This is a genomic window from Pleomorphochaeta sp. DL1XJH-081, assembly GCF_049310885.1.
GTDB lineage: Bacteria > Spirochaetota > Spirochaetia > Sphaerochaetales > Sphaerochaetaceae > CAYZJV01.
In genome coordinates, this window is sequence record NZ_JBMDYO010000012.1 from 16,667 (window position 1) to 39,753 (window position 23,087).

General features: G+C 44.6%; 21 protein-coding genes. 10 read left to right on the plus strand and 11 right to left on the minus strand.

Translation table 11 applies throughout. From position 1 onward, the window contains the following. Positions 1 to 19: 19 nt before the first annotated feature. The gene (gene groL, locus ACODJP_RS13090) at positions 20 to 1,666 is read right to left on the minus strand and encodes a chaperonin GroEL (RefSeq protein WP_422482236.1); all 1,647 of its coding nucleotides are present in this window, start codon (positions 1,664 to 1,666) and stop codon (positions 20 to 22) included. A gap of 186 nt (positions 1,667 to 1,852) precedes the next feature. On the opposite strand from groL, the gene ACODJP_RS13095 reads away from it, so the two are divergent. The 4 genes from ACODJP_RS13095 (at position 1,853) to ACODJP_RS13110 (ending at position 4,443) form a co-directional block, all read left to right on the plus strand. Further along, entirely contained in the window at positions 1,853 to 2,797 is a 945-nt protein-coding gene (locus ACODJP_RS13095; RefSeq protein WP_422482238.1) for a DMT family transporter, read from the plus strand. Between the two features lie 77 nt (positions 2,798 to 2,874). Further along, entirely contained in the window at positions 2,875 to 3,417 is a 543-nt protein-coding gene (locus tag ACODJP_RS13100; protein WP_422482240.1) for a TlpA family protein disulfide reductase, read from the plus strand. After that, a complete protein-coding gene (locus ACODJP_RS13105) occupies positions 3,375 to 3,539 on the plus strand; it encodes a CD1871A family CXXC motif-containing protein (protein WP_422482241.1) in 165 nt (54 codons plus the stop codon). The genes ACODJP_RS13100 and ACODJP_RS13105 overlap by 43 nt, the downstream gene beginning before the upstream one ends. Then, a complete protein-coding gene (locus ACODJP_RS13110) occupies positions 3,532 to 4,443 on the plus strand; it encodes a 4Fe-4S binding protein (RefSeq protein ID WP_422482243.1) in 912 nt (303 codons plus the stop codon). Before ACODJP_RS13105 ends, ACODJP_RS13110 begins: the two co-directional genes overlap by 8 nt. On the opposite strand, the gene ACODJP_RS13115 is transcribed toward ACODJP_RS13110, so the two are convergent. From ACODJP_RS13115 to ACODJP_RS13125, 3 genes are read right to left on the minus strand one after another with little or no spacing between them, the layout of a single operon-like run. After that, on the minus strand, positions 4,397 to 5,530 hold the full coding sequence (locus ACODJP_RS13115; RefSeq protein WP_422482245.1) for a glycerate kinase: 1,134 nt from the start codon (positions 5,528 to 5,530) through the stop codon (positions 4,397 to 4,399). The genes ACODJP_RS13110 and ACODJP_RS13115 overlap by 47 nt on opposite strands. A 12-nt stretch (positions 5,531 to 5,542) precedes the next feature. Beyond that, complete coding sequence (locus ACODJP_RS13120) at positions 5,543 to 6,361, minus strand: DUF92 domain-containing protein (protein ID WP_422482247.1); 819 nt, start codon at positions 6,359 to 6,361, stop codon at positions 5,543 to 5,545. Beyond that, positions 6,358 to 7,026 carry a diacylglycerol/polyprenol kinase family protein gene (locus tag ACODJP_RS13125; RefSeq protein ID WP_422482249.1) on the minus strand — a complete coding sequence of 223 codons (669 nt, stop codon included), beginning with the start codon at positions 7,024 to 7,026 and terminating at the stop codon, positions 6,358 to 6,360. The genes ACODJP_RS13120 and ACODJP_RS13125 overlap by 4 nt, the downstream gene beginning before the upstream one ends. A 234-nt stretch (positions 7,027 to 7,260) precedes the next feature. On the opposite strand from ACODJP_RS13125, the gene ACODJP_RS13130 reads away from it, so the two are divergent. Further along, the gene (locus tag ACODJP_RS13130; protein WP_422482251.1) at positions 7,261 to 7,536 is read left to right on the plus strand and encodes an RNA recognition motif domain-containing protein; all 276 of its coding nucleotides are present in this window, start codon (positions 7,261 to 7,263) and stop codon (positions 7,534 to 7,536) included. A gap of 79 nt (positions 7,537 to 7,615) precedes the next feature. On the opposite strand, the gene ACODJP_RS13135 is transcribed toward ACODJP_RS13130, so the two are convergent. Further along, complete coding sequence (locus ACODJP_RS13135; protein WP_422482253.1) at positions 7,616 to 9,496, minus strand: DUF2207 domain-containing protein; 1,881 nt, start codon at positions 9,494 to 9,496, stop codon at positions 7,616 to 7,618. Positions 9,497 to 9,505: 9 nt separating this feature from the next. Next, positions 9,506 to 10,054 (minus strand): LemA family protein, encoded by a 549-nt coding sequence (locus tag ACODJP_RS13140; protein WP_422482255.1) that lies wholly within the window; start codon positions 10,052 to 10,054, stop codon positions 9,506 to 9,508. Between the two features lie 179 nt (positions 10,055 to 10,233). Between ACODJP_RS13140 and ACODJP_RS13145 the strand changes: the two genes are divergently transcribed. Then, entirely contained in the window at positions 10,234 to 10,704 is a 471-nt protein-coding gene (locus ACODJP_RS13145; protein WP_422482257.1) for an arginine repressor, read from the plus strand. Positions 10,705 to 10,783: 79 nt separating this feature from the next. Then, entirely contained in the window at positions 10,784 to 12,367 is a 1,584-nt protein-coding gene (locus ACODJP_RS13150; RefSeq protein WP_422482259.1) for a glucose-6-phosphate isomerase, read from the plus strand. 104 nt (positions 12,368 to 12,471) lie between these two features. Here ACODJP_RS13150 and ACODJP_RS13155 read toward each other — a convergent pair whose 3' ends face one another. From ACODJP_RS13155 to ligA, 5 genes are all read right to left on the minus strand, one after another. Then, positions 12,472 to 13,722, minus strand: coding sequence for a hypothetical protein (locus tag ACODJP_RS13155; protein ID WP_422482261.1), 1,251 nt, complete (start codon positions 13,720 to 13,722; stop codon positions 12,472 to 12,474). A gap of 753 nt (positions 13,723 to 14,475) precedes the next feature. Beyond that, the gene (locus ACODJP_RS13160; protein ID WP_422482263.1) at positions 14,476 to 15,822 is read right to left on the minus strand and encodes an ATP-dependent 6-phosphofructokinase; all 1,347 of its coding nucleotides are present in this window, start codon (positions 15,820 to 15,822) and stop codon (positions 14,476 to 14,478) included. A 23-nt stretch (positions 15,823 to 15,845) separates the two neighbouring features. Further along, on the minus strand, positions 15,846 to 16,208 hold the full coding sequence (locus tag ACODJP_RS13165) for a winged helix-turn-helix domain-containing protein (RefSeq protein WP_422482265.1): 363 nt from the start codon (positions 16,206 to 16,208) through the stop codon (positions 15,846 to 15,848). Further along, on the minus strand, positions 16,199 to 17,491 hold the full coding sequence (locus ACODJP_RS13170; protein ID WP_422482267.1) for an aminotransferase class I/II-fold pyridoxal phosphate-dependent enzyme: 1,293 nt from the start codon (positions 17,489 to 17,491) through the stop codon (positions 16,199 to 16,201). Before ACODJP_RS13170 ends, ACODJP_RS13165 begins: the two co-directional genes overlap by 10 nt. 4 nt (positions 17,492 to 17,495) lie before the next feature. Beyond that, positions 17,496 to 19,568, minus strand: coding sequence for an NAD-dependent DNA ligase LigA (gene ligA / locus ACODJP_RS13175; protein WP_422482269.1), 2,073 nt, complete (start codon positions 19,566 to 19,568; stop codon positions 17,496 to 17,498). 107 nt (positions 19,569 to 19,675) lie between these two features. Between ligA and ACODJP_RS13180 the strand changes: the two genes are divergently transcribed. From ACODJP_RS13180 to ACODJP_RS13190, 3 genes are read left to right on the plus strand one after another with little or no spacing between them, the layout of a single operon-like run. Next, positions 19,676 to 21,652, plus strand: coding sequence for a molybdopterin cofactor-binding domain-containing protein (locus tag ACODJP_RS13180; protein WP_422482271.1), 1,977 nt, complete (start codon positions 19,676 to 19,678; stop codon positions 21,650 to 21,652). Beyond that, complete coding sequence (locus ACODJP_RS13185) at positions 21,649 to 22,161, plus strand: ferredoxin (protein ID WP_422482273.1); 513 nt, start codon at positions 21,649 to 21,651, stop codon at positions 22,159 to 22,161. The genes ACODJP_RS13180 and ACODJP_RS13185 overlap by 4 nt, the downstream gene beginning before the upstream one ends. After that, the gene (locus ACODJP_RS13190; RefSeq protein ID WP_422482275.1) at positions 22,145 to 23,035 is read left to right on the plus strand and encodes an FAD binding domain-containing protein; all 891 of its coding nucleotides are present in this window, start codon (positions 22,145 to 22,147) and stop codon (positions 23,033 to 23,035) included. Before ACODJP_RS13185 ends, ACODJP_RS13190 begins: the two co-directional genes overlap by 17 nt. Positions 23,036 to 23,087 lie beyond the last annotated feature (52 nt).

Consider the following 23,087-nt stretch of genomic DNA (forward strand, 5'->3'; position numbering starts at 1 on the left):
TCACCAAACCGGCGAAAGGCTACATCATGCCGCCCATTCCGCCCATTCCACCCATGCCGCCACCTGCAGGTGCTGCAGGCTCATCGGAAGGGAGGTCGGTGATCGAACATTCGGTAGTAAGAATCAGTGCAGCAATCGATGCTGCGTTCTGCAAGGCACTTCTGGTAACCTTGGCAGGATCGGTAATTCCTGATTCGAACATATTCACCCAATCCATCTTCGCAGCATCAAAACCGCGGTCGGCGGTCTCGTGCTTAGCCTTTTCAGCGATAATTGATCCATCCAAACCAGCATTCTGAGCAATCTGACGAATAGGTTCTTCAAGAGCTCTTCGTACAATCCTGTACCCGATAACCTCTTCTTCTGTCAGACCTGCTAGATTCTTATTTTCGAGAGCCTTAGCCGCCTGAATAAGAGCAACACCACCACCAGCGATAACGCCCTCTTCAATAGCTGCACGTGTAGCAGAAAGGGCATCTTCGACTCGATGCTTCTTTTCCTTAAGCTCGACTTCTGTTGCAGCACCGACATTGATCACTGCGACTCCACCTGCGAGCTTCGCAAGTCTTTCCTGCAATTTCTCTCGATCGTAATCACTTGAGGTGTCCTGGATCTGCACCTTGATCTGGCTAATGCGATCCTTGATATCCGATTGCTTTCCAGCACCGTTAATAACAGTAGTGTTATCCTTCTCAACCTTGACAGTCTTTGCTCGACCGAGTTGGGAAAGATCGGTATTTTCAAGCTTGAGACCAATCTCTTCAGAAATCACCTGCCCACCAGTAAGAATAGCGATATCTTCGAGCATAGCTTTACGACGATCACCAAATCCAGGAGCTTTCACAGCAACAGCATTAAGCGTACCACGGATAGTGTTTACGATAAGTGTAGCAAGAGCTTCACCATCAACATCTTCTGCAATAATAAGGATTGGCTTTCCAGCCTGTGCAACCTTCTCTAATACGGGAAGAAGATCCTTCATATTGGAAATCTTCTTATCATAAATAAGGATGTAGGGATCCTCGAGAATCGATACCATGGTATCCCGGTTTGTTGCGAAGTAAGGAGAAAGATAACCACGATCGAACTGCATACCTTCTACGAAGTCAGTAGTGGTTTCAATTGTCTTCGATTCTTCTACGGTTATTACACCGTCTTTCCCGACCTTCTCCATCGCATTCGCGATCTCGTCACCGATTTCCCTGTCATTGTTAGCACTAATAGTTGCGACCTGGGCAAGTTCTTCCTTGTCCTTAATCATTTTTGCTTGACGCTTCAACTCTTTGATCGTGTCTTCGACAGCTTTATCGATTCCCCTTCTAATTCCCATGGGATTGACTCCAGCCGCAACACTCTTCATGCCTTCTTTGGTAATTGAGTAGGCGAGTACGGTAGCAGTCGTAGTTCCGTCACCGGCAACATCATTGGTCTTTGTAGCAACCTCTTTGAGCAACTGGGCTCCCATGTTTTCAAATGGATCCTCCAATTCGATCTCACGAGCTACCGAGACTCCATCCTTGGTTACGGTAGGTGCTCCGAACTTTTTGTCGATAAGAACATTCCGTCCCTTCGGTCCGAGTGTTACCTTTACAGCCCTTGAAAGCTTTTCCACGCCAACTACCAACGCCCTACGGGCCTCTTCATTGAACTGCAGTTGTTTTGCCATAGTGTACCCCTCACTTGTATGTGTATTTCTTTTTTTTCTTTTGTAGCCTGTAAGCAGGCATAGGTGGACGAAAAACCCAATGTTTCCACCACCGATATGTAACATACAAATAAAAATCGTGAACAGCAACAACAAATTAAAAAAAATTTCATGTACATTTTTTCACTTCCATGGCAAAGTCTCGCAATGGATATAGACAGAACCTTAGCCCACGCAGTCGCCCTTGCTACGATTTTAGTATGGGGAACAACTTTCATCGCCACAAAAATCTTACTTTCCTCCTTCTCTCCCATCGAAATATTGGTCATCCGCTTCACCTTGGGATATGTGGGTTTGGCTATAGTGGAATACGCCACCCGTCGCGGTAAAGTCCGTACAAAGACTTCCCTTCACCAAGAGATTCTGTTCGCTGCTGCAGGACTTACAGGCGTAGTTATGTATTATCTCCTTGAAAATTTCGCACTTACTATGACATACGCCTCCAATGTGGGAATATTGGTCTCCATAGCCCCCCTTACCACTGCATTCATCGCACCTCTATTTCTAAAGGAGGAGCCGGTCCATTTTCGTTTGATTGTCGGTTTTACCATAGCCTCCCTTGGTGTAGCCTTGATCATGCTTAACGGATCAACTGATATCAATGTCTCCTTAAAGGGAGATTTTCTGGCTTTGGCATCTACTTTGGGTTGGGCTATCTATTCTATTATCCTTAAGAAGATCGACACCTCCCGTTTTAGCGTTCTCTTATACACAAAGAAAATCTTTTTCTATGGGATACTATTTATGCTACCATTCGCCGCAACAAGCGAATTCTCCCTTAGTCTCTCAGATTTTTCTCCGACCAATTCCATCCTACTAATTTTTCTAGGCTTGGGAGCAAGTGCGGCTTGCTTCGTAAGCTGGAATCATGCCGTACGAATTCTGGGAGTATTCAGGACCAGTGCATACATCTATCTTACACCACTCGTCTCTCTTTTCACCGCGGCTTTGCTATTAGGAGAACCTGTGACTCTGATGGCCATTGGAGGATGCCTACTGATACTGGCAGGCCTCTATTTGAGTGAAGGCAAACAATTGGCCTGGAGACCAAGAAAACCCGCCGCATGTGAAGGGACAGCTTCGGATTCCTAATATCCTAGGTCCAACAGCTTGCCAATTACATCAGCTACTGATACCTTTACTCTAATATATTAGTAATGAGGTAAAGTATGTCCTATCGTAAAAAACAAATTCTGACCATGGCTATCGTTCTTATGGTAATTACCGTCTCACTTTTTGCTGCAGGGACACCTGAGCAAGGACTCCAAGAATTCTGGACCCTAGACCTGAAGGGAGAAGAAATCTCCCAAGAGGTGTTTGCTGACAATAAGTTGAATATGATCAATGTCTGGGCAACCTACTGTAGTCCTTGCCTAACTGAAATGCCTGCCTTGGCTGAACTGCACGAGGAGTATGCCGACCAGGGCGTGAATATCATCGGATTAGTAACGGATATCAGTTTTACCGATCAGGAATCTTTCTCAAAGAGTATTGCAACAGCGCATCAGATTGTGCAGATGACCGGAGCAGACTACATGCATATGATCCCCTCAGAAGATCTCTACAATCTTAGGCTTAAAGATTTGCAAGTGGTCCCAGAGACGTTTTTTGTTGACAGTAAGGGTAATATCGTGGGAGAAACTCATTATGGAGCACGTGATAAAGAGGCATGGAAAAGCATAATAGAATCAACACTGGAACTTCTCGACTAATTTCTGGCTTGCTCATCGTAGTAGGACTGATAGCCATTGTAGTCGGTGTAGTCGAAGGCGAAGCTCTCATTGTGCTCAAGAAAGCTACCCTCATATGTCTGGAGTGTATCGGCCTTGGCTAGTGAAATAAAACAACACAGAAAACGCCGAAATCTCATTCAACTCATCGTTGCCATCATTTCAAATGCCTATATTGTCGGTTTCCTGGAAGGAAAGATCTATCGTGGGGATGTTAAGGCGTTTTGTGTTCCCGGTCTCAACTGTTACGCATGTCCAGGGGCTTTGGGTTCATGTCCCATTGGATCGTTACAAGCTGTGATAGGCTCTCGTGACAAATTCATTTCATGGTACGTTGGAGGATTTCTTGTTGCAGTTGGAGCTACACTGGGAAGGTTCGTCTGTGGGTGGATGTGTCCATTTGGTTGGTTTCAGGACCTTCTGCATCGAATCCCTATCCCAAAGGGTTGGAAAAGGCGAAGACGTCTTCCTGGAGAAAAATATCTCTCTTTAATTCGTTACGGCGTTCTCGTAGTATTGGTCATTTTATTACCCATGTTCTTAGTAGACATAATTGGACAAGGGAGTCCCTATTTCTGTTCATGGGTATGCCCTTCGGGAACCCTTTCCGGTCTATTCCTCCTTGCGGGTAATGTAGGGTTGCGTAGTGTGGCAAGTTGGCTGTTCGCTTGGAAGAATCTCATACTAGCGATCACCATCGTGGCCTCGATTGTAGTTTATCGACCATTTTGTCGCTACATCTGTCCACTAGGTGCGATCTATGGACTTTTCAACCCTGTATCACTGTACCGATTTTCCATCAACCATGATTCATGCACATCCTGCAAGACTTGCCAAAAAGTCTGCAAACTCGACATTCCCGTATTCGAAAAACCGAACAGCACGGCATGTATTCGTTGTGGGGACTGCATTGCAGCTTGCCCCCACGATGCTATTTTACATGGTTTCAGGCAACCACAAGTCAAACCTTCAACAGATGCAGGAACCTCATCAGATTATCCATCGTAAGGGCAAGATCTTGTGGTGCTCTAGCCATCACCTGTTTGAATTCCTTGGCAACACGGTTGATGCTGAAGATTGCAGACACCCCTCGATCATAGGCTCCATCTATCGGGTCACCGATATCGCCTACAATAGCCACCAGAGGAACATTCTTCTGTTTGGTGCGTTTAGCAATACCCATGACTACTTTTCCACGCAAACTCTGGCTATCAAGCTTCCCTTCACCAGTAAATACCATATCGGCATCGTCTAGCAATTCATCAAATCCAACGGTATCCAAAACTACCTCAATCCCCATTTCCAGTTTCGCATCAAAGAAGGCAACCATACCTCCTCCCATACCACCAGCGGCTCCTGCTCCAGGTAAATCCGATACGTTTTTCCCCAAGTTTTCCCATATCGCGTTACTGAGGCTACGAAGATTGCCATCTAAAAATTCAACCATCTTTTCATCAGCCCCTTTCTGGGGTCCGAATACATAGGCAGCGCCTTGTTCTCCGTAGAGAGGGTTATCTATATCACACATCGTGATTATCTCTACATCATCCAAAAGCCGATTCTTTTCAGATGCATCTATCGAGACAATATCTCCAAGAGTGCCCCCTGTCGGAATAAACTCTTGGCCATTTTTATTGAAGAATTTCACACCAATAGCAGCAGCAGCTCCAGCACCACCATCATTGGTCGCACTCCCTCCCAATCCGACGATTATCTTCTTGCATCCACGTTCTGCGGCAGCAAGAATCAGTTCACCAACACCGAATGTCGTACTCTGGTCCGGCCTTTTATCATCACCTACTAAGGGTAGTCCGGCACAAGCTGCCATCTCCACAACAGCTGTATCATCATTCACAACCCCAAAGAAACCCTCAACAGACTGAAAATAGGGTCCCGTAACGTCCAAGGTAACCTTCTGACCACCCATAGCAGCCAAAAAGGAATCGACACTTCCTTCTCCTCCATCTGCAACAGGAAGAGAAACAACCTCCGCATCAGGATAATAACGAAGGATCGATTGTTCCATAATGGAACAAATTTGAGTTGAACTCATGGTTCCCTTAAAGGAATCTGGAATCAACAGAAATTTCTTCATGTACACTCTCCATTACAATATGATAAGGCTTAAGCCCCAACCTAGCAGAACTGCTATTACATTACTGAGGAAATTAACTACATCGTTGTCTATCCAGCGTATTCCTCTACATAATTCCAACTTCTTACCGTTCCTCTGTTCGTGCTCGGTAATCCGCTTACTTTCCGGGTCATAGTAGTGACCTTGTATCGTTGCCCCAAAATAACTGTCAACCAAAGAACCCACCATTCCGGCTACCGCAATAATCGATGCAAGAAAGACCCAAGAGGAATCATTAAAGTCCGCAAACGTAGCATACCACGCTATCGCAATCAGAATGGAACCTAGCAGGCTACTCAATGTCCCTAGGAGACTCACACCTCCCGACATTCCAGTCGGAACAGGCTTGAAAGTCTTAATCGATATAGGTGGTTTCCGACTCAGTATTCCCGCCTCTCCAGCCCACGTATCCGCGGTACTGGCAGCTATAGCCGCGCCAAACATCACCAAGCCGAGACGGCCACCGTCGAGCCCATAAAGCAATGCGGCAGCCGCAGCTAGACCTCCATTGGCCATGACCTGTGCCCAATCCCGGGTACCGCCCTTCTTTTGGATACCATTGTCGATTGCCCTAGAGACTGCCCGGCTAACTTTTCCAAGAATATTGGCAGTAATGAAAAACAACATGAGTAATGCCCATCCTCCGAATCCGGTGAATCGATAGGTAAGGAAGCCCACCAATAGAGCAGAAACAGCACCTGATAAAGTTAACCAGTGAAGGATGTATGAAATTACAGCCAAGGCGATATTTGCAAATAACGGTATTAGTATTCTCCAGATATCTGTACTCATAGCACTCCCAAAAGGAAGAAAGCAAGGAGCGTAGTACCGATAGGAACTGTCAGATTATCGAGTCCGTGGGGCGTATATGCCTCTAATAGGCTTGCAACCACACCAATGACGAACAACGAGATCCACCATCCGAAACTCCATGTACCGGGTAATGAATAACCAATGGAAAACCCTGTAACGACCAGCACAGTAACCACAAACATTACCACAGTTCCGACAATCGATTTGTCTCCCATGATCTTTCTTTTACCGAAGCGCTTGCCCAGGATTGCAGCAAAACCATCTCCATACCCCATGGTGAGAGCACCCATCCCACAAGCCCACAAGGGGACCGTATCGGTGTAACCTAATAATACGAAAACCAGAAGTGAAATGGGGAAATAAACTAGACCGAGATTTCGTCTGCGATCACTGATTCCTAGTCTATTGGCAAAGCCTGTAGCTACAGCAGTCCCATTCATGATGATGAATAGAATTGGCCCAACTAAAGCAAGGCCTAATGTATCGAAACTGGCAATGAGGATAAACCACCAGTTGGAGACACCGATATGGATGAATTTGCGTACAAATTCAGGTGTGTAACGGCCCGACTTGGATAGAAGGAAACCGATTACAATGATTACCCCTACAAACACCAATGAAAGAACCAATCCTATCATATTCATTCGACCAATATAGGGTATAGCGTGCCATTGTTCAAGATATTGACAGATTGACAGACTATGTACCCCATGCTAATGTAATCTTGCTTTCGTTTTTGAGTTGCAGCTGTATCTTTTAATCTAGTTTTCTTCGAGCCGTTTTCATCGTATTCCAATAGACCGATTAAATTGAATCAAGCATGCCGCCAAATGAAGCAATTTTATGAAAACAGGCGTAGGACCTGTGGAGGATGCTTTATGGCAAAGAAAATCTATGTCGGCAACATGAGTTACGCCACTACCGAAGAAGAGCTTCGGGAATTGTTCGCCCAGTACGGTACCGTATTGAGCGCAAACATCATCATTGACCGTGAGACCCATCGACCCAAAGGTTTCGGTTTCGTGGAGATGGATGAGGATTCAGCTGCAGAAGCTGCGATTTCCCAGCTTGATGGCAAAGAATTCGGCGGACGCAACCTTCGTGTAAACGAAGCCATTGCGAAACCCAGACCGACTAGAAGCTATCGCGACTGATTCGAAGAAATCTAGGTAGAAGGACCTGTTGCCAGAATGGACAACAGGTCCTTTTTTTCGTACATAAAAGTGGCATGTCTCACCATGCACCGCCACCGCCGCCACCAAAGCCGCCACCAGAAAAGCCTCCTCCTCCAAAAGAGGAGCCTCCGAAACGACTTCCAGGGCTTCCACTCGACGGAGCTGTCGCAACAGCGGTGACCAACGAAGAATTACATCGATTCAACATTGAACTGACTACCATAGCATTCCATACCGTGTTGGGACCCACATACCATGAGGGTGGCTCGATAGCGAGTGATGCGAATTTCTTCGCCCACTTTCTCTCCAAACCCAAGACAATCGCGAATGATAGTATGTGATAGTAATATTCAGGGTCTGAATCGATCATTCGTTTGAGCTCTTCCATTTCAGCTGTGGCAATGAATTCACGTAAGCCCAAGACCTGTTCCAAGACCCTTCTACCATAATCACTCCGCTGGCGGGTAATAATAGCGAAGAAGGAGATGAGGGTGTTGGCTATTAGCAACACGGTACTGCCTAAGAGAATTGCATTAATAGGAGCGTCGACAAACCATCCCGCTAGGACTAGGATGAACCAACTCCCTCCAAGAACCAACAGGAGCACGAGAGTCCAAGCTAATTTCCCTCCAATCTTGCGGATATGCCATATCCGGAACATAAGATGCCAAACCAATAACAAAGCGATTGATTCTCCTATCCCAAGCACAGCTAAGACAATGGTAGCGACACCAGGATAATTACCAGTAAGGGATAGTGAGTATCCGATCGCAGGCAGCAGCATAGATAATGTCGTAAGGGCAGCCCTGTTTCGGGATTTGGCACTCGCCAGAGCTCTCTCTCCTCGATAATGAGAATCCACTGTTCCTTTCAACTTCTGGTATGCCCGAAAAAAATCACCCTTCAGATCTTTTGATTTAACCACACCATTGCTTCCTGCGGAGAAGAAAGCATCGAAGATTTGCTTTTCATGTTTGGACACATTCTTAGGATCATGCCCCTTGATGAAAGAGAACTCCTTTCCCTCCTCCACAATGGTCAAACACCCCATATCAGCCCAATAGAATATCATCGAGGTCACATCCTTGGGATCAAGAGACTCGTCAATGATGTATCCAACATCCAATGGACTCATTCCTTCAGGAGGTTCATGGTTCGGAACAATAATCAGATCCTTATCACGTCCATGACGGCTCCAAGTAAGCCACGCAAAACCTACCAAAAGGATTGATGCAACTATCAATCCAATCCGATAATAGAACTGATAGTCCGTCCTCTCATCATAGTAACCTTCAGGCATCTGGACACGGACAGTAACAGCTTCTCCAGGTTGTAGTGTAGTTGACCTTCCGTTAACCACCAATCCATCTGATGAGAGTTCCCAGGTAACACCTTCGGCAGATGTAGTTCCCCATAGGCCTCTTGAGAAGTTGATATCTCCTACGTCCACTGGTTTGGGAAATGTGATAGAAAATGAGAAAGATTCTATGGGAACTTCCCAATCCTCACCTACAATATTGTAATAAAACTCATCATAACCATCATTTGGATCAGACCCGATATCATAATGGTACGAAATCCCATAATCCTGGACTCCTATGACAGTGCGATTGGCATCCCCAACCCGAATGGTCACATAGTTCCCGTTGTATGAGACACTGAGTGTGTCACTTGCCTTGATTTTGGAAACTCGTACACGAACATCCTCGCGGGAACCATCTTCAAAGAGATATTCGACCGGAAGAACGCGATAGAATCCGTGCAAACGTTCGTGAAAGTCCATCACTATCTCTTCTTCGATCTCGTATACTCCTGTTGGAGATATAGTGATATCACTATGCAACGATTTGATAGAATACCCAGTCGCAGAGAAGAGAAATCCCGTTGTCAGTATTGTGATGATGAGAATGAAGAAGCCCCTTCGCTTTCGTTGTTTCATAGGGTACCTCTAGAACTTTACATCGACTCGACTGCGAGCTTCCTCTTCAATCGCAAGGTAGGGAAGCTTGGAAAAATGAGCCATTCCGGCTACAAGAGAAGAAGGTATCGATTGAACCATGGTATTGAAATCTCCCACTACAGCATTATAGTACTTTCGGGCATGTAGGAGATCATCTTCTATCTTTTGTAATTGGGACTGGAGGTCAAGAAACCCTTGATTAGCCTTAAGATCAGGATAACTCTCGCTGAGAGCAAATAAGCTCTTCAGTGTTGCGGAAAATGCATTAGCTGCATCATTCTTCTCAGTCAAAGTGGTTGCCTTCATCGCTGAATTCCGTGCTTCGATTACAGCAGTCAGAGTTTCGCTTTCATGTTTGGCATAACCTTTTACGGTCTCAACAAGATTTGGAACGAGGTCATATCGTTTCTTCAAGTTGGCGTCTATGGCAGCAGCCGACTCTTCACTCTGGTTCTTGAGTCGAATGAATTTATTGTATATTCCAACACCATACAGCAGAACCAGGACAACAATCGCAATAATGATGATAAGCGTCATTAAATACCCCCATACAGAAAGATTTTTGACTTTTGTGTTAGACACATGTGACAATAATATAACCACTTGTTCGGTTAGTCCAGTCAATATAAAACTACTGAAATATCCTTGCGCTAAAAGTGATAGTAATGTATATTCATACAAGTAATAAAGAATAAATATACCGTATGGAGATATTGATGAAAGAACGGCATACACGGCTTTCTGTGGTCAAGGAATTGATTAAGAATAACCGCATAGATAATCAGGATACATTACTCGAACTATTGGCCAAAGAAGGTTACAAAGTAACTCAAGCTACACTTTCCCGAGATCTTAAAATGCTTAAAGTCGGAAAGATTTCGGACGGTTGGTCGGGATACTATTATTCTCTTCCAGAAAACGACCTTATTTCGGAATCGGAAAAGAGCTATATCCAAGATGTAAGACGTGGAGTACTTTCCATCGAATTCAGCCATAATTTTGGTGTAATCAAAACGAGAAGTGGTCATGCAAATAGTGTCGCCTTCGCTCTCGACATCCTTGCTCTCCCAGAGATTCTCGGAACTCTGGCAGGAGATGACACCATCTTCGTCATACTTAGGGAAGGGATGTCAAAGGAAGATTTGCTGGAGAGTTTCAAGCTCCGGATCCCTGAAATCGAAGCATAACCGAAAATAGCATATTGCCGACGACATACTCCTGCTATACACTTCTTATACTCATATAGGTGCCTCAAGGAGTCGAGATATGCAATTCACAAACCTTTCAAAAACTTCAGCTTTCAAAAAACTTGCCAAACTCCGCCCATTGGAAGTGAAAGCTGAACTCAAAGCAGAACGAATACGTAGTGCAGCCGTTTCCATTGGAGCCGGACTCTCCTATAACTGGGCTGCGATGCCAATTGGGGATGATCATATCGCCATGCTGCAGGAGTTGGCTGACGAACAGCAACTTGCCGCTAAGTATGAAGCCCTGCTCTCAGGAGAGGTAATGAATACTGGGGAAAACCGCCTCGTCCTCCATCATCTTACAAGGGGAAGGGTTTTGGGTGATGACACATCCATCTTCGCCGATGAAGAGGAAAAAGGGGCTTTCTACCTAGATCAGTTGGAAAAGATTACTAAATTTTCCCAAGCTGTTCGAGAAGGCTTACTAGTCGGATCTACCGGAAAGCCGTTTTCTACCGTCGTACAGATAGGAATTGGGGGAAGTGATTTAGGACCTCGTGCCCTGTATATTGCATTAAAAGGCTGGGCTAAGGGTGCTTCAATCATGAAAAAAGAGGCTAGATTCATTTCGAATGTCGACCCTGATGATGCCGATGAGGTCTTTGAAGGTCTCGATTTCGAAAAAACACTCTTCATATTGGTCTCTAAAAGTGGGACCACCCAAGAGACGCTCACCAACTATGAACTCGTGAAACAGGCAATGGTAAATGCAAATATCAAAGGGATGGATCCCTCACAGCATATGGTCGCTGTAACTAGCAAATCCAGCCCTCTCGCCTCCTCTAAGGATTTTCTCCAGGCATTCTATATCGACGACTATATTGGTGGACGATACTCATCGTCCAGTGCGGTCGGAGCTGTAGTACTGTCCATTGCTTATGGATCTGAGGTTTTCCAACGCTTCCTTAATGGTGCACATGAAGCCGATAAAGCCGCCTTGGAACCTCAGATAACCCAAAATGCTGCCATGCTCGATGCGTTGATTGGAGTATACTTACGCAATGTCCTCAATCTTCCCTGCACTGCAATCCTACCCTATTCCCAAGGGCTCTCCCGTTTCCCAGCCCACCTGCAACAACTGGATATGGAGAGCAATGGAAAGCAGGTCAATCGAAATGGGGAACCCATCGACTATTCCACCGGGCCAATTATCTTCGGTGAACCGGGAACTAATGGACAGCATTCTTTTTACCAACTACTGCATCAAGGAACCGATACTGTCCCATTGCAATTCATTGGTTTCAGCAATTCACAGAGAGGTAAAGACATTGTCACCGCCGGATCCACGAGCCAAACCAAGCTGGTAGCGAATCTGATTGCCCAGATTGTTGCATTCGCAAAAGGGAAGGATGATACCAATGCGAATAAACGATTCCCAGGGAATCGCTATTCCAGCGTTATCCATGCAGATCAACTAAATCCAGAAACATTAGGAGCCCTTCTAGCTCACTATGAGAATAAGGTTATGTTCCAAGGATTCCTATGGAATATCAATAGTTTCGACCAAGAGGGAGTGCAACTAGGTAAGTTGTTGGCAAACAAGGTTCTTCAGGGAGGCGATGGAGATGAAGCCTTGCAAGGCTATATGGACCTACTTGAATAAACGGCTATAACTAATCCCAGTGCCCGAATAGAAACGAGGTACCAAGTTCATATTATTGATCTTGGTACCTCATAATTTATACAAATGTATTGACCTTCTGATAATTATTCTTCGAGACCTGTAACCTCCGCATCGAAGTGAACAATCAGATAATCCCAAGTATCTACGTAAAGACCTTCCTCATTATAGCTTTCAAATTTGTACGGAAAGTTGCCAGAATTGGGTCGTCTATCGGGTATCTCTTCATATCCATTGATTTTTATAGGTTCGTCAACACCTTGCAATGACATGTTCTCACCAAATGTGATAGATAAAATCCCAGCTTCTTTAGCATACATCACGTATGCTCCCGGCACTATTTTCTGACCCGCGTAGATTGCAAATTGGGTACCTTCATCAAAATCATCAGCCGAGGCGTCAATGTAGTACCACCAGCTGCTTCCATCGCCAGCAGTGTTTCCCGCATAGGCGGTTTCTTCATCCAAGTTGACTACATCATCATCACCATCACCATCACCATCGCCAGAATTATCCAACTCAACAATAATCGGTTCGAAATACGGTACAGCGCTATAACTGACTACGTAGAACCAGGCGCCTTTCCCGTTAAAATCGGGAAGATCTTCTCCAGCAACATATGCGGTTTCACCAGCTAAAGAGGTTTCTGAGCCTCCTTCAGCATCGTCGGCCAATGCTGCATGGATAATAAAGTAGTAGGTAGTATCTACGGTTCCTCCAAGTTCTTCAAAAGAGAAGAAAATCTCAAAGGAATCTGCATCAAGGCCTTCAACCACATAAGGAGCTTGTCCTGGAGCCGGACGCTTATCTGGAAGGTCTCCCTCACTGGTATATGTGTAGATGTGATACTCTGCAATATCTGCAGAACCAGTAGTGTCCACCGAGAGGGTCACTCCATCCAATCCATTGCTGATAGTCACATCTCCAGCAAAATTATCTTGTCCAGCCCAAAGACTGAAAGTACTTGAATAGTATCCAATAAACTTCTCTCCGACTAAAGCGTGTGTGGCATTTTCAGTAACCACTTCCCAAGCTTCTACGATTCCATCGTCATTGGTGTCCGCAAGGAGTCTATACCTTGGATCCCCTTCTTCCCATCTTGTCTCATATTGATCTGTACTATCTACCGGAATTACTTCTCCCTCGGCGCCACTATAGATAACCGGTGGGATTGGCTCATCCTTAGGAGCCTTTGTGCTAGCCGCTGGCTTCCCCCTGCTCAACACATCGGTATCCTCTGTTATGTCATAACCAGCTAAATCACATCCAACGAATGCAATCAAAGCCAGCAATGAAACAATAATCAAAAGTCCATTCGCTGCTTTTCTTGGTCTCATAAAATTCCTCCTACGTAAATTCATTTTTTTACGTATCCTAATAATTACACCTATAATTAAAACATGTCCACTTTTCTTTGTCGATTCTATCGTTATTTTTAATTATTTTATAATATTGACCATACATATGTATACTATATTACAGAGAGACACAATTGAAGAACTTCGATACACAATATTAATTAGCATTTTTTTGCTTTCTAAAGCATAAAAATCAAAGGGGAGACTTCTATATGAAACCCCTCTATTGTCTTATGTCATAATCATGCAGGGGTAAAGAATTAGAAGTCACAAATCGTACTGTCCAGCTCGGAACAGCCTATTCAGCGGGGATCTCAAGGAGAGGACAACAACCTGAAAAGACAAAGAAAACCCCCTGGGGAAAAGGAGGTTAAACCCAGGGGGAACAAAAAGGAGGTTATGAAAAGTCAATTGAATGGAGTCCATGTTATCGGAAGGAATCGTCCATTCGTTTTTCCTTTCGATGGCAATTTACCGAGAAAGTGAAAAAGAATCAAGTACATTTCATGAAAATTTAGAATTTTTATCAAATCATATGAGGATGCCGAGATTGCAGAAAAAGAAAACGATTACATTTACACATCAAACTAGTATTAACCCTTATAATATCCGTTTCATCACATATTAATGGTTTTTATAAATATTAATATGAAACATCGTTCTTGATTTGCCTTATCAAAAAGGCCTCGGACGGTTAATGTCCGAAGCCCTAGAATTCTTACAGCGTAAATCTTATCTATTCACCATGGATGCCGGCTGTCTGGTATTTTCAAGAACGTCCCTCCAAAGGCTACCTTCGGTATTTACATGGTTACGTTCTGCAACTGCTACTTTGATGGGGATATGGACAAACTTGTTATTAACCAAAGAGATGAGAGCTTGTGTCTTTCCTGTCATAGCGGCATGAACGGCATGGGCACCAAGCCGGGAACAATATATGGAATCATTTGGATTAGCCTGTGCACTGCGGATGATATAACTGGGGTCAATATACTTCAAACTCATTTCTACCCCTTCTTCCTTGAAATACTGCTTAATTTTATCTTTGAGGAAAATCCCAATATCGGTAAATTTCACATTACCCGATGCGTCCTTTTCTCCAGTGAGAGGGACCAGGTTTTGTCCAGCTCCTTCAGCAATAAGAATTACAGCATGCCCTCGATCTAGAATGCGCTTTTTCAAGTGAGTGAGCAAACCATTTGGACCTTCCAAATCGAAAGGACTCTCTGGAATCAAACAAAAATTAACATCTGCCATCGCTAGAGCGGTACTCGCTGCTATGAAACCAGACTCACGCCCCATGACCTTTACCAAACCAATACCATTCACTGAGGCTTTTGCTTCGGTGTGGGCTCCTCTGACCGCAGGAACAGCATGCGCCACGGCTGTATCGAAACCAAACGAGATCTGGATGAACGAGAGGTCATTATCAATCGTTTTTGGAACTCCGATTACTGCAATCTTCAATCCCCGTTTCTTGATTTCCTCACCGACTTCCCATGCACCGCGTAAAGTTCCATCGCCACCTATGGTAATAAGGATGTTGATATTCAATCGTTCCAACGAATCGACAATCTCTTCTACCCGGTCACCACCACCCCGGGAACTACCAAGGATTGAACCGCCTTTCTCCTGGATGTCATCCACCACATCGGGATCAAGATCCATCAGCGGATACGGGGACCCTTCCAACAACCCGCGATATCCAAACTGGATACCTGAAATACGACGAACTCCATACCTATACCAAAAACACCTGACAACAGCACGAATCACATTATTAAGTCCAGGACAGATACCGCCACAAGTGACTACTGCAGCATGTACATGAGCTGGGTTGAAATAGATCTTTTCTCTAGGTCCTGCAACCTCAACCGTATCATGGAATTCAGGAACTTCTTCCCCTTTATCATTTATCTTGGCATCTATACCAAAATAGACACGTTTGTCTTCACTTACATAATCAGCAAGACCATCATTAATCGTTGAAGACATCTTAATAGGTGAATTGATTTTCGGCTTTCCCAGGTTGGGGATGGTAAAATCGTATTTCTTCTTATTCAGATTGATTTCGTTCATGGACTGACTCCTTTTCATCTTCTTTAGGAATATTCTTCTAATAATTTTTCAAAATCGCGGGAGAATACAGCAAAAGGTTCTACTAAACGTTCTTTAGCATCTTTTTGGAACTGGTCATACAATAAAATGAACTGTTTCCCGAAAGCTGTTAAAGAAGAACCTTCATGCTCCGATCCTCCTCTCTTCCTATCCACGACAGGAACACCAACTTGCTCTTCCAAATTACGCACCATGTTATAGGCTTTGGAGTAGGAGATACCCAGAGACAACGCAGCTGCCCGAAGGGATCCAGCTGAACTGATTCTCTTCAATAACCAGAGGACACCAATTCCCATGAATTTATCCCCATTACTATTTACCAAATACAGTTTAGTCTTCACATCCATAATGCTTCGGCGCTCCGATACACCTTATCAATCAAATCAACAAGTCTATCGCGATCAACCCCGGAATAGGCAATCCGTAAGATATGTTGTCCTATGGACACAGTACCGATTCCATGGTGCTCCAACAAGTACTTGCGCAATAATTCAGCATCCTTGGAACATGATAAGGTACAAAAGTATCCCGAGTTGAACGGATAAGGCTGTAGAATATGGTGCCTATCCCTCTTTCCAACCTCATACTTAACTATATCATATCTTTTTGCCATTTCTTGCGAAACTTTCGCTGTTTCAGCTAGATACTCTGGTCTTCTCATGGCAGAAAGAAGGAGAGATTGGCTAACCCGGGAGCAACTGGATACCGATGAACGAATCGCTCCCATAGTCTTCTGTACAAGCGCATCGTAGTGCTGCTTTGAGAGACCGCGTGCTCCATACGTAAGAAAACCTATACGAAAACCCCAAACCATCGATTCTTTTGTCGCAGCATCACACTTAATCGCAAGGAGATTTTCATGGGCATTACACAAGAGGGAAAAAATCGAGTGTTCATAGACTCCCTCTTTTTCGTGGAATAGTCCGAAATAGGCATCATCGATATATACGACAACCGTCCTTCCCTCTTCCGCTTTTTGAATCAATAGACTAGCCAGTGCATACATTTGGGATTCCGATGGTGTATATCCAGTTGGGTTGTTGGGGAAATTGAGCAAAACGATAATCTTCCCGGAATCTATGTCTTCCATCGCTTTTGCAATCGATTGGATTGAAAACCGCTTTTCATGATCGAAGAGACTGGGAGATAGTATTCGACACCCCTTGCGTACAGCAAAAATCTGCTCATAGTTATCCCAACATGGAGAGGGGATGATTATGAAATCCTCTTGATCGACAAAAAGGTCGGCACTAACAGAGAGGGCATGAGTAAGGCCGGAAGTAACTACAGGTAGGGAACAATCACTTTTATCAAGCGTTGGATTCTTACGCATCATTTCACTCCACCATGCTTTTCTCAACTCCAAATCCCCCGCTGTTGGGGCGTAAGAAACCATATCGTCGACCGTAACGACAGATCCAAATGCTTCGAACAAATGATGAGAGAGATGATGTTTGCCAGAAATAGCAACACCCGCAGTCGCATTTATAGTATGGGCAAGTCTTGCAGCCTCTTGGCTTTGGGAGACAATCCCTTTAGGAAAATACGCTCTCTTGCCATATGAAGAGAGTGCTTTGTCAATGATGGAATCTTTCAACACTTCGTTCAAATTTTCTGCAATGGGATCCATGCGACTACTCCTTTTCCAACATAGCGATAAACTTTTCCTCAGATACAATGGTTGTACCGAATGCAATGGCTTGCTGCAGTTTGGACCCTGCCCCCGAACCGGCCAAAAGATGCGTAGTCTTTCTCGTTACTGATCCGGTGGTCCTGCCTCCTCTTGCTTCAATTTCCTTCAACGCTAATGAACGGGGTTGGTATCGTTCGAAACTACCCGTCACACACCAAGTCTGTCCCGAAAAAGTTTGGGGAACCCGATTATCATTTGCAGTAGATTCTTGTGAGAAATTTAGCCCCAAGTCTCTCAGACGTGCAATCCTGTTACGCAGCTGTTCGTCCTTTAGATAGGAGAACAACGAATCCACTGTCTTTTGACCAAAGCCCTTGATATCAAGTAATGGCCTCTTATTATCAGAATCAACAAGAGTTTCCAACTGCTCCATACTCGTTATTCCCGCAGCAATCAGTAGGTCTACAGCTTTCTTACCAAAATCGGGAATCCCCAAAGAGACCATCACAGTACTGAAAGGCTGATCTTTGCTTTTCTCAACTGCTTTCATAAGAGAGTATGCTTTCTTCTCTCCGAAACCGACTTCACCAACCAAAGATTGATAGTCGACCGTATAGATATCAGGAATATCATTGATCATATTCCTCTGCATCAAGAAAGAGACAGTTTCAGGTCCAAAGCCCTCAATATCCATCTGGTTTCTCCCTACAAAGAAAATTACCCGACCCATGATCTGATCAGGACAATCTGCAGAATTCGGACAAAAAGTGTGTGCTCCAACCCTACACAGTCGAGTATGGCATGAGGGACAATATTCTGGCATGAGCCAAGTGGAATTTTCATCCTCATTCTTCTCCACAACACGTTCAACTGCAGGAATTACATCACCTCTTTTCGCAATTGCTACGGTATCTCCGATAGCTAATTCAAGCATGTTGATATAATCTTCATTATGCAGAGTAACATTAGAGACCATCGAATTCCCAACCCGAACTTTCACAACTCGTGCGACAGGAGTAATTCGTCCGGTTCTCCCCACCTGCACATCAATATCAGTAACGACGGTCTGTGCTTCAGGAGCATCAAACTTGTAAGCCAAAGCCCATCGTGGATGGTGTCCTGTATATCCAAGAAAATCTCTCACACCCAATTCATTCACCTTAACGACCAGACCATCGATTTCATATGGGAGTGACGATCTTCTCTCATCCATTGATCCAATATATTCGACTAGTTTGCCAAAGTCTCCAGAGACTACATCGGGGATATGCAACTTATTTGCCATCTCTTGTGCACGGAGAGCATTCTCGGCAAAAACGGCAAGTCTTGGATTTACTAGGAAACCAAGATTATCCAACAACTTAAGAACTTCAACATGATTCTCCGCATTTTCTCCATTTCCTGAAATATAAGCGTCATAAACATACATCCGCAATGGTATTCGAGCAGTTTCACTACTTTTGATTCTCCTGATAGACCCGGCAGCCAAGTTCCTGGGGTTGGCATAAGGGACCTCCATAGTAAGATTCAATCGCTCAAAATCATCCTTGGTTAGGAAAACCTCGCCTCGGACTGCAATATCCAGGGGTTGCGTCAACCGTAATGGAATAGATGTAATGGTCTTTGCATTCGCTGTTACATCATTCCCGACAGACCCGTTCCCCCGCGTTACGGCACGCACCAGAAGACCATGTTCATAGTAAAGCACCAAAGAGACACCATCCATCTTCTCTTCAACCACAAAAGACAATCGCTGTTCGCCACGCTTTCCCAAGCGTTCTATCCACTGTAATATGCTCTCTGTTGTATAGGCTTTGTCCAAGCTCAAGACTGGAACCGAATGTACGACCTCTGGAAATGATGAACCGAGATCGCTACCTACTCGCTGGGAGGGGGAATCTGGCAATTTCAACTCTGGAAAGCGACTTTCCAAGTCTATCAAACGATCGATCATTCTATCATACTGCAGGTCACTGATTTCTGGCTTTGCCTCCACATAATATCGATACTGATGCCTACGCAGCTCATTCGAGAGTTCCGAAATCTCCTTTTTTGCCTGATCAAATCCATCCATACTTGACTCCTATGCCTTTCCAGTATAGCCGCTTTCTTATCTTTTGCCATTGCGGACACAAGGGTAAAATGGTATTTTTACCCTTGTAAGGATGGCGATAAGACTTCATGGCAGACAAAACGGTCAAACCGAACGATCAAGATCAGACAATCCACGGAATCGTAATACGGTCAAGTGTTGATTCGGGCTCCATCATCGGGATAACCCCACCCAAACAAGACAAGAGATTCTTCCTGCTCGGTCCAAAGGATATAAAGGGAGAGAATCGTATTGAAGTTTTTGGTGATGAGCTTCCACTCTTCGCTTCAACCGATATCTCTTATCGTGGTCAACCAATTATTGCACTGTTTGGACCAGATGCTGAAACGGTAGAGGTAAAATCCAGAGAAATTGAGATAGATTTCCAATTGTCGGCAGATGTAAAACCGTATCACCATAAGCACAAACACTCCCCTATCGTATATAGGTGGGGAGACCTCACATCGGGGTTTGAGCAGTCGGCATCTACATTTGAACGAACCTATGTTGATAGACGGGTATGGACACGTGAGGACACTATCACTCGAGTAACTACATGGATGGAAGATGGTCTTTTGAAAGTACAAACACCCACACAGTGGCCTTTCCATGTACGGGACACGGTCGCAGAAGTCTGTGGGAAGACAAAAAGAAGTGTGGTTGTCTATCCTTTGCCGCATTTTTCACCAAAGGATGAGAAGCTCATCAACCCCTCAATTCTTTGTGCCATTGCAGCATTGGCAACCCTGCGTAGTGAGAAAAAAGTACAATTAGCATCACGATTCCCTACCTATAAAAGTCCTCTTACCATCACAAGAAAAACTGCGTTAGATGAAAAAGGCAAACCTATCGCAGAAGAGGTGAAGGCTATTGTTGATCAAGGTGCATTTCCACTTTTCACAGCCCAGCTGTTCAAACAAGTCCTTGCGGGTTTGGTTCCACTGTATGCTCTGGATGCGTTTTCTGCGACTGTAACGATTGTGGAGTCCCATATGCCTCCATCTCATTTTTTTGGAGAACTCGGATACAGCTCTGCCCTCTTTTCTACTGAAGCACACACTTCAGCATTGGCAAGAAATAGGGAATCGAACCCCTCTAATTGGAGAATCAAGCATTATATTGATTCTCCAGAAAGGAGCGGAGTACTGGAGACTCTGCCAGTCTCCAAAATGAAAGACCTGATAACCGATACGTGTAATGTATCCGATTTCTCCCGTCATTATGCCGTATACGAACTACAGCGTAAATCTAAACAAGCCATTTCCACATTCCTGAATTATAGCCGTGGTATCGGCATGGCTTGCGGAGCCGGCATCAGTGGATTTTCTATTAATTCTCCTCTCCATAGCGCAGCGAAAATATCGATAACTCTCGATGCCAAAAATCGTGTCCTGATAAACAGTAGTTATTTTGCAAGCAGAAAAACAACCTCATTATGGCGCTCGATAGTCGCAAAAGAGCTCTCTGTAGAGAAAGAAAACATTGTTTTCATTGAACCGAATACTTCAGAGATGGTTGATACAGGTCCTGAAGTTCTCTCTTTGGATGTAGAACGATCGGTAATGATGATTTCCCAATGTTGTTCAGCAATAAAAGCAAAACGATTCCAAGAGCCCTTACCCATAACAGAATCGGTAACGGCAAAAAGTGCACTTCCCAATATTTCATCACCTATGTTCTCCAGCAAAAATTGGGGTTGTCTCATTCTTGAATTGGGAGTCAATACAATTACGCTTGAAATTGAAGCTCGGCGGGTCTGGGGAAGATTTTCTTTTAAAAACGTCCCCGATATTGATCGATTAAGAGTGAAATTCCGTCATATAATCAATACCATCCTCCATGAATGCAATATCATTCCCGTCCACAGAGATGGCGTTTCACCGTTGATGGATATAGCGGTGGATACGCTAGGCGCCGATTCCTATCCTTCATCCGCAACCTCAGCATTACGTGCTATGGTAATGGCAGCTTGTTCTGCTGCATTATCGCAGGCATTGAACTGTGATGCGACAACCATGCCTATTACCAGTGAAGATATCATCGGTTATATCAGGAGGGAAGGATGAAGATAGAATGTACGATCGATAACAAACATGTGCTTCTTACAGTCAATTCCAACAAACCCCTAAACTTGATATTGATGGATGAATTTGAAAGTCCTCTCATGGACGCGCGATGTAGGGACGGAAACTGCGGTAACTGTGTCGTATTACTTAATGATGAAGCCGTTCTATCCTGTCTGGTTCCCGCCTTCCGATTGAAGGGTGCACGTATTCTTACATTCGAAGGCTATAAGAAATCACGTTTTTGGCACGATCTAGAACGGGCTTACGAAGATACGGGAAGCCACCCCTGCCCGCATTGCTATGCTTCGAAGACTCTTATCTTTGAATCACTGCTACAAATGGTGGTTAAATCGGAAGCAGGGACTCCCCATGATGAGGAACCGGACGGGGAGACCATTGTTCGTGAAATCGGGCTGAACCGCTGTCCTTGTCTCGATGCCCACGAGATGTTGGATATTTTCAAAGCTGCCGCAGCCTACAGAAGGAGGAGACGTGTACGAAGGTATTAGATCACCTGCAGTCCATATGCCGAAGACCATGAGTGACCTCGTTTCTGCCTCCACACGTTTCCCCAATGCAACGTTCTGGGCTGGGGGAACCTACATAATGAGTAGGCATGAGTATTACCCAACGAAAAACAGCAACGATATCATCTATCTCGCACAAGTCCCTGAACTTAAGAGAATCAATCGAACCGACCGTTATCTGGAAATCGGATCGATGGTTACTTTTGAACAGATGCTCACTGTTGGAAAACAGGTTCTACCTGGACTTCTCTACACTACCTTGGACCGCTCGGCAACGATGATTGTGCGTAAACAGATGACGAGCGGAGGTGCTATTTGTACTAACGAGATACGTCTTGCATTACCCTGTACGCTTATGGCCTTACAAGCTGAAGTTGAGATAAAGACTTGCCTTGGCCCTAAAACCGAAACGAAATGGCTCGATATTCATCGGCTATATACAAGGCAAGGTCGATTACAATTAAAAAAGAATGAACTGGTTACCCGTATCCGCCTCGGATTCGAGCGGGAAAATTTCTCCTATTTTATCTCATCTGGAGACCCGATGCAGAATCCACATGAATCTGTGATCCTCTCTTTTGCCTGTTTCTATAACCAGTCGGTAATCAATCGATTCCGCCTATGCCTATCTTTCCCTACATCACTACTTCTTGTTCCTCAAGAGATTGATATGATGATGCAGGGGACGCTCCTACCTCTCTCCTCATCCCAGATTGATCGGGTCGTCAGAAGTGTCATGGAAGAAATTCTTGCCTCAAGTGAACATGAAATACCACCAATCCAGCTTGAACGGGCAAGAGGATTCGTCGAATCGGCAATGCACGAACTGAATGCGCAAAGTCTATCGGAGAGATAGGCTACGAATTAATTTCCCCTTATGGTACAATATGCCCCACAAAGGAGAAATG

Excerpts from the sequence above, each read along its gene's own strand:
- ACODJP_RS13115 (WP_422482245.1), bottom strand. The coding sequence starts at position 5,530 with ATGAAGAAATTTCTGTTGATTCCAGATTCCTTTAAGGGAACCATGAGT.
- ACODJP_RS13130 (WP_422482251.1), top strand. The coding sequence starts at position 7,261 with ATGGCAAAGAAAATCTATGTCGGCAACATGAGTTACGCCACTACCGAA.
- ACODJP_RS13125 (WP_422482249.1), bottom strand. The coding sequence starts at position 7,026 with ATGAATATGATAGGATTGGTTCTTTCATTGGTGTTTGTAGGGGTAATC.
- ACODJP_RS13160 (WP_422482263.1), bottom strand. The coding sequence starts at position 15,822 with ATGAACGAAATCAATCTGAATAAGAAGAAATACGATTTTACCATCCCC.
- groL (WP_422482236.1), bottom strand. The coding sequence starts at position 1,666 with ATGGCAAAACAACTGCAGTTCAATGAAGAGGCCCGTAGGGCGTTGGTA.
- ACODJP_RS13170 (WP_422482267.1), bottom strand. The coding sequence starts at position 17,491 with ATGGATCCCATTGCAGAAAATTTGAACGAAGTGTTGAAAGATTCCATC.
- ACODJP_RS13155 (WP_422482261.1), bottom strand. The coding sequence starts at position 13,722 with ATGAGACCAAGAAAAGCAGCGAATGGACTTTTGATTATTGTTTCATTG.
- ACODJP_RS13105 (WP_422482241.1), top strand. The coding sequence starts at position 3,375 with ATGGAAAAGCATAATAGAATCAACACTGGAACTTCTCGACTAATTTCT.
- ACODJP_RS13120 (WP_422482247.1), bottom strand. The coding sequence starts at position 6,361 with ATGAGTACAGATATCTGGAGAATACTAATACCGTTATTTGCAAATATC.
- ACODJP_RS13180 (WP_422482271.1), top strand. The coding sequence starts at position 19,676 with ATGGCAGACAAAACGGTCAAACCGAACGATCAAGATCAGACAATCCAC.
- ACODJP_RS13135 (WP_422482253.1), bottom strand. The coding sequence starts at position 9,496 with ATGAAACAACGAAAGCGAAGGGGCTTCTTCATTCTCATCATCACAATA.
- ACODJP_RS13185 (WP_422482273.1), top strand. The coding sequence starts at position 21,649 with ATGAAGATAGAATGTACGATCGATAACAAACATGTGCTTCTTACAGTC.
- ACODJP_RS13100 (WP_422482240.1), top strand. The coding sequence starts at position 2,875 with ATGTCCTATCGTAAAAAACAAATTCTGACCATGGCTATCGTTCTTATG.
- ACODJP_RS13140 (WP_422482255.1), bottom strand. The coding sequence starts at position 10,054 with ATGACGCTTATCATCATTATTGCGATTGTTGTCCTGGTTCTGCTGTAT.
- ACODJP_RS13165 (WP_422482265.1), bottom strand. The coding sequence starts at position 16,208 with ATGGATGTGAAGACTAAACTGTATTTGGTAAATAGTAATGGGGATAAA.
- ACODJP_RS13095 (WP_422482238.1), top strand. The coding sequence starts at position 1,853 with ATGGATATAGACAGAACCTTAGCCCACGCAGTCGCCCTTGCTACGATT.
- ligA (WP_422482269.1), bottom strand. The coding sequence starts at position 19,568 with ATGGATGGATTTGATCAGGCAAAAAAGGAGATTTCGGAACTCTCGAAT.
- ACODJP_RS13150 (WP_422482259.1), top strand. The coding sequence starts at position 10,784 with ATGCAATTCACAAACCTTTCAAAAACTTCAGCTTTCAAAAAACTTGCC.
- ACODJP_RS13145 (WP_422482257.1), top strand. The coding sequence starts at position 10,234 with ATGAAAGAACGGCATACACGGCTTTCTGTGGTCAAGGAATTGATTAAG.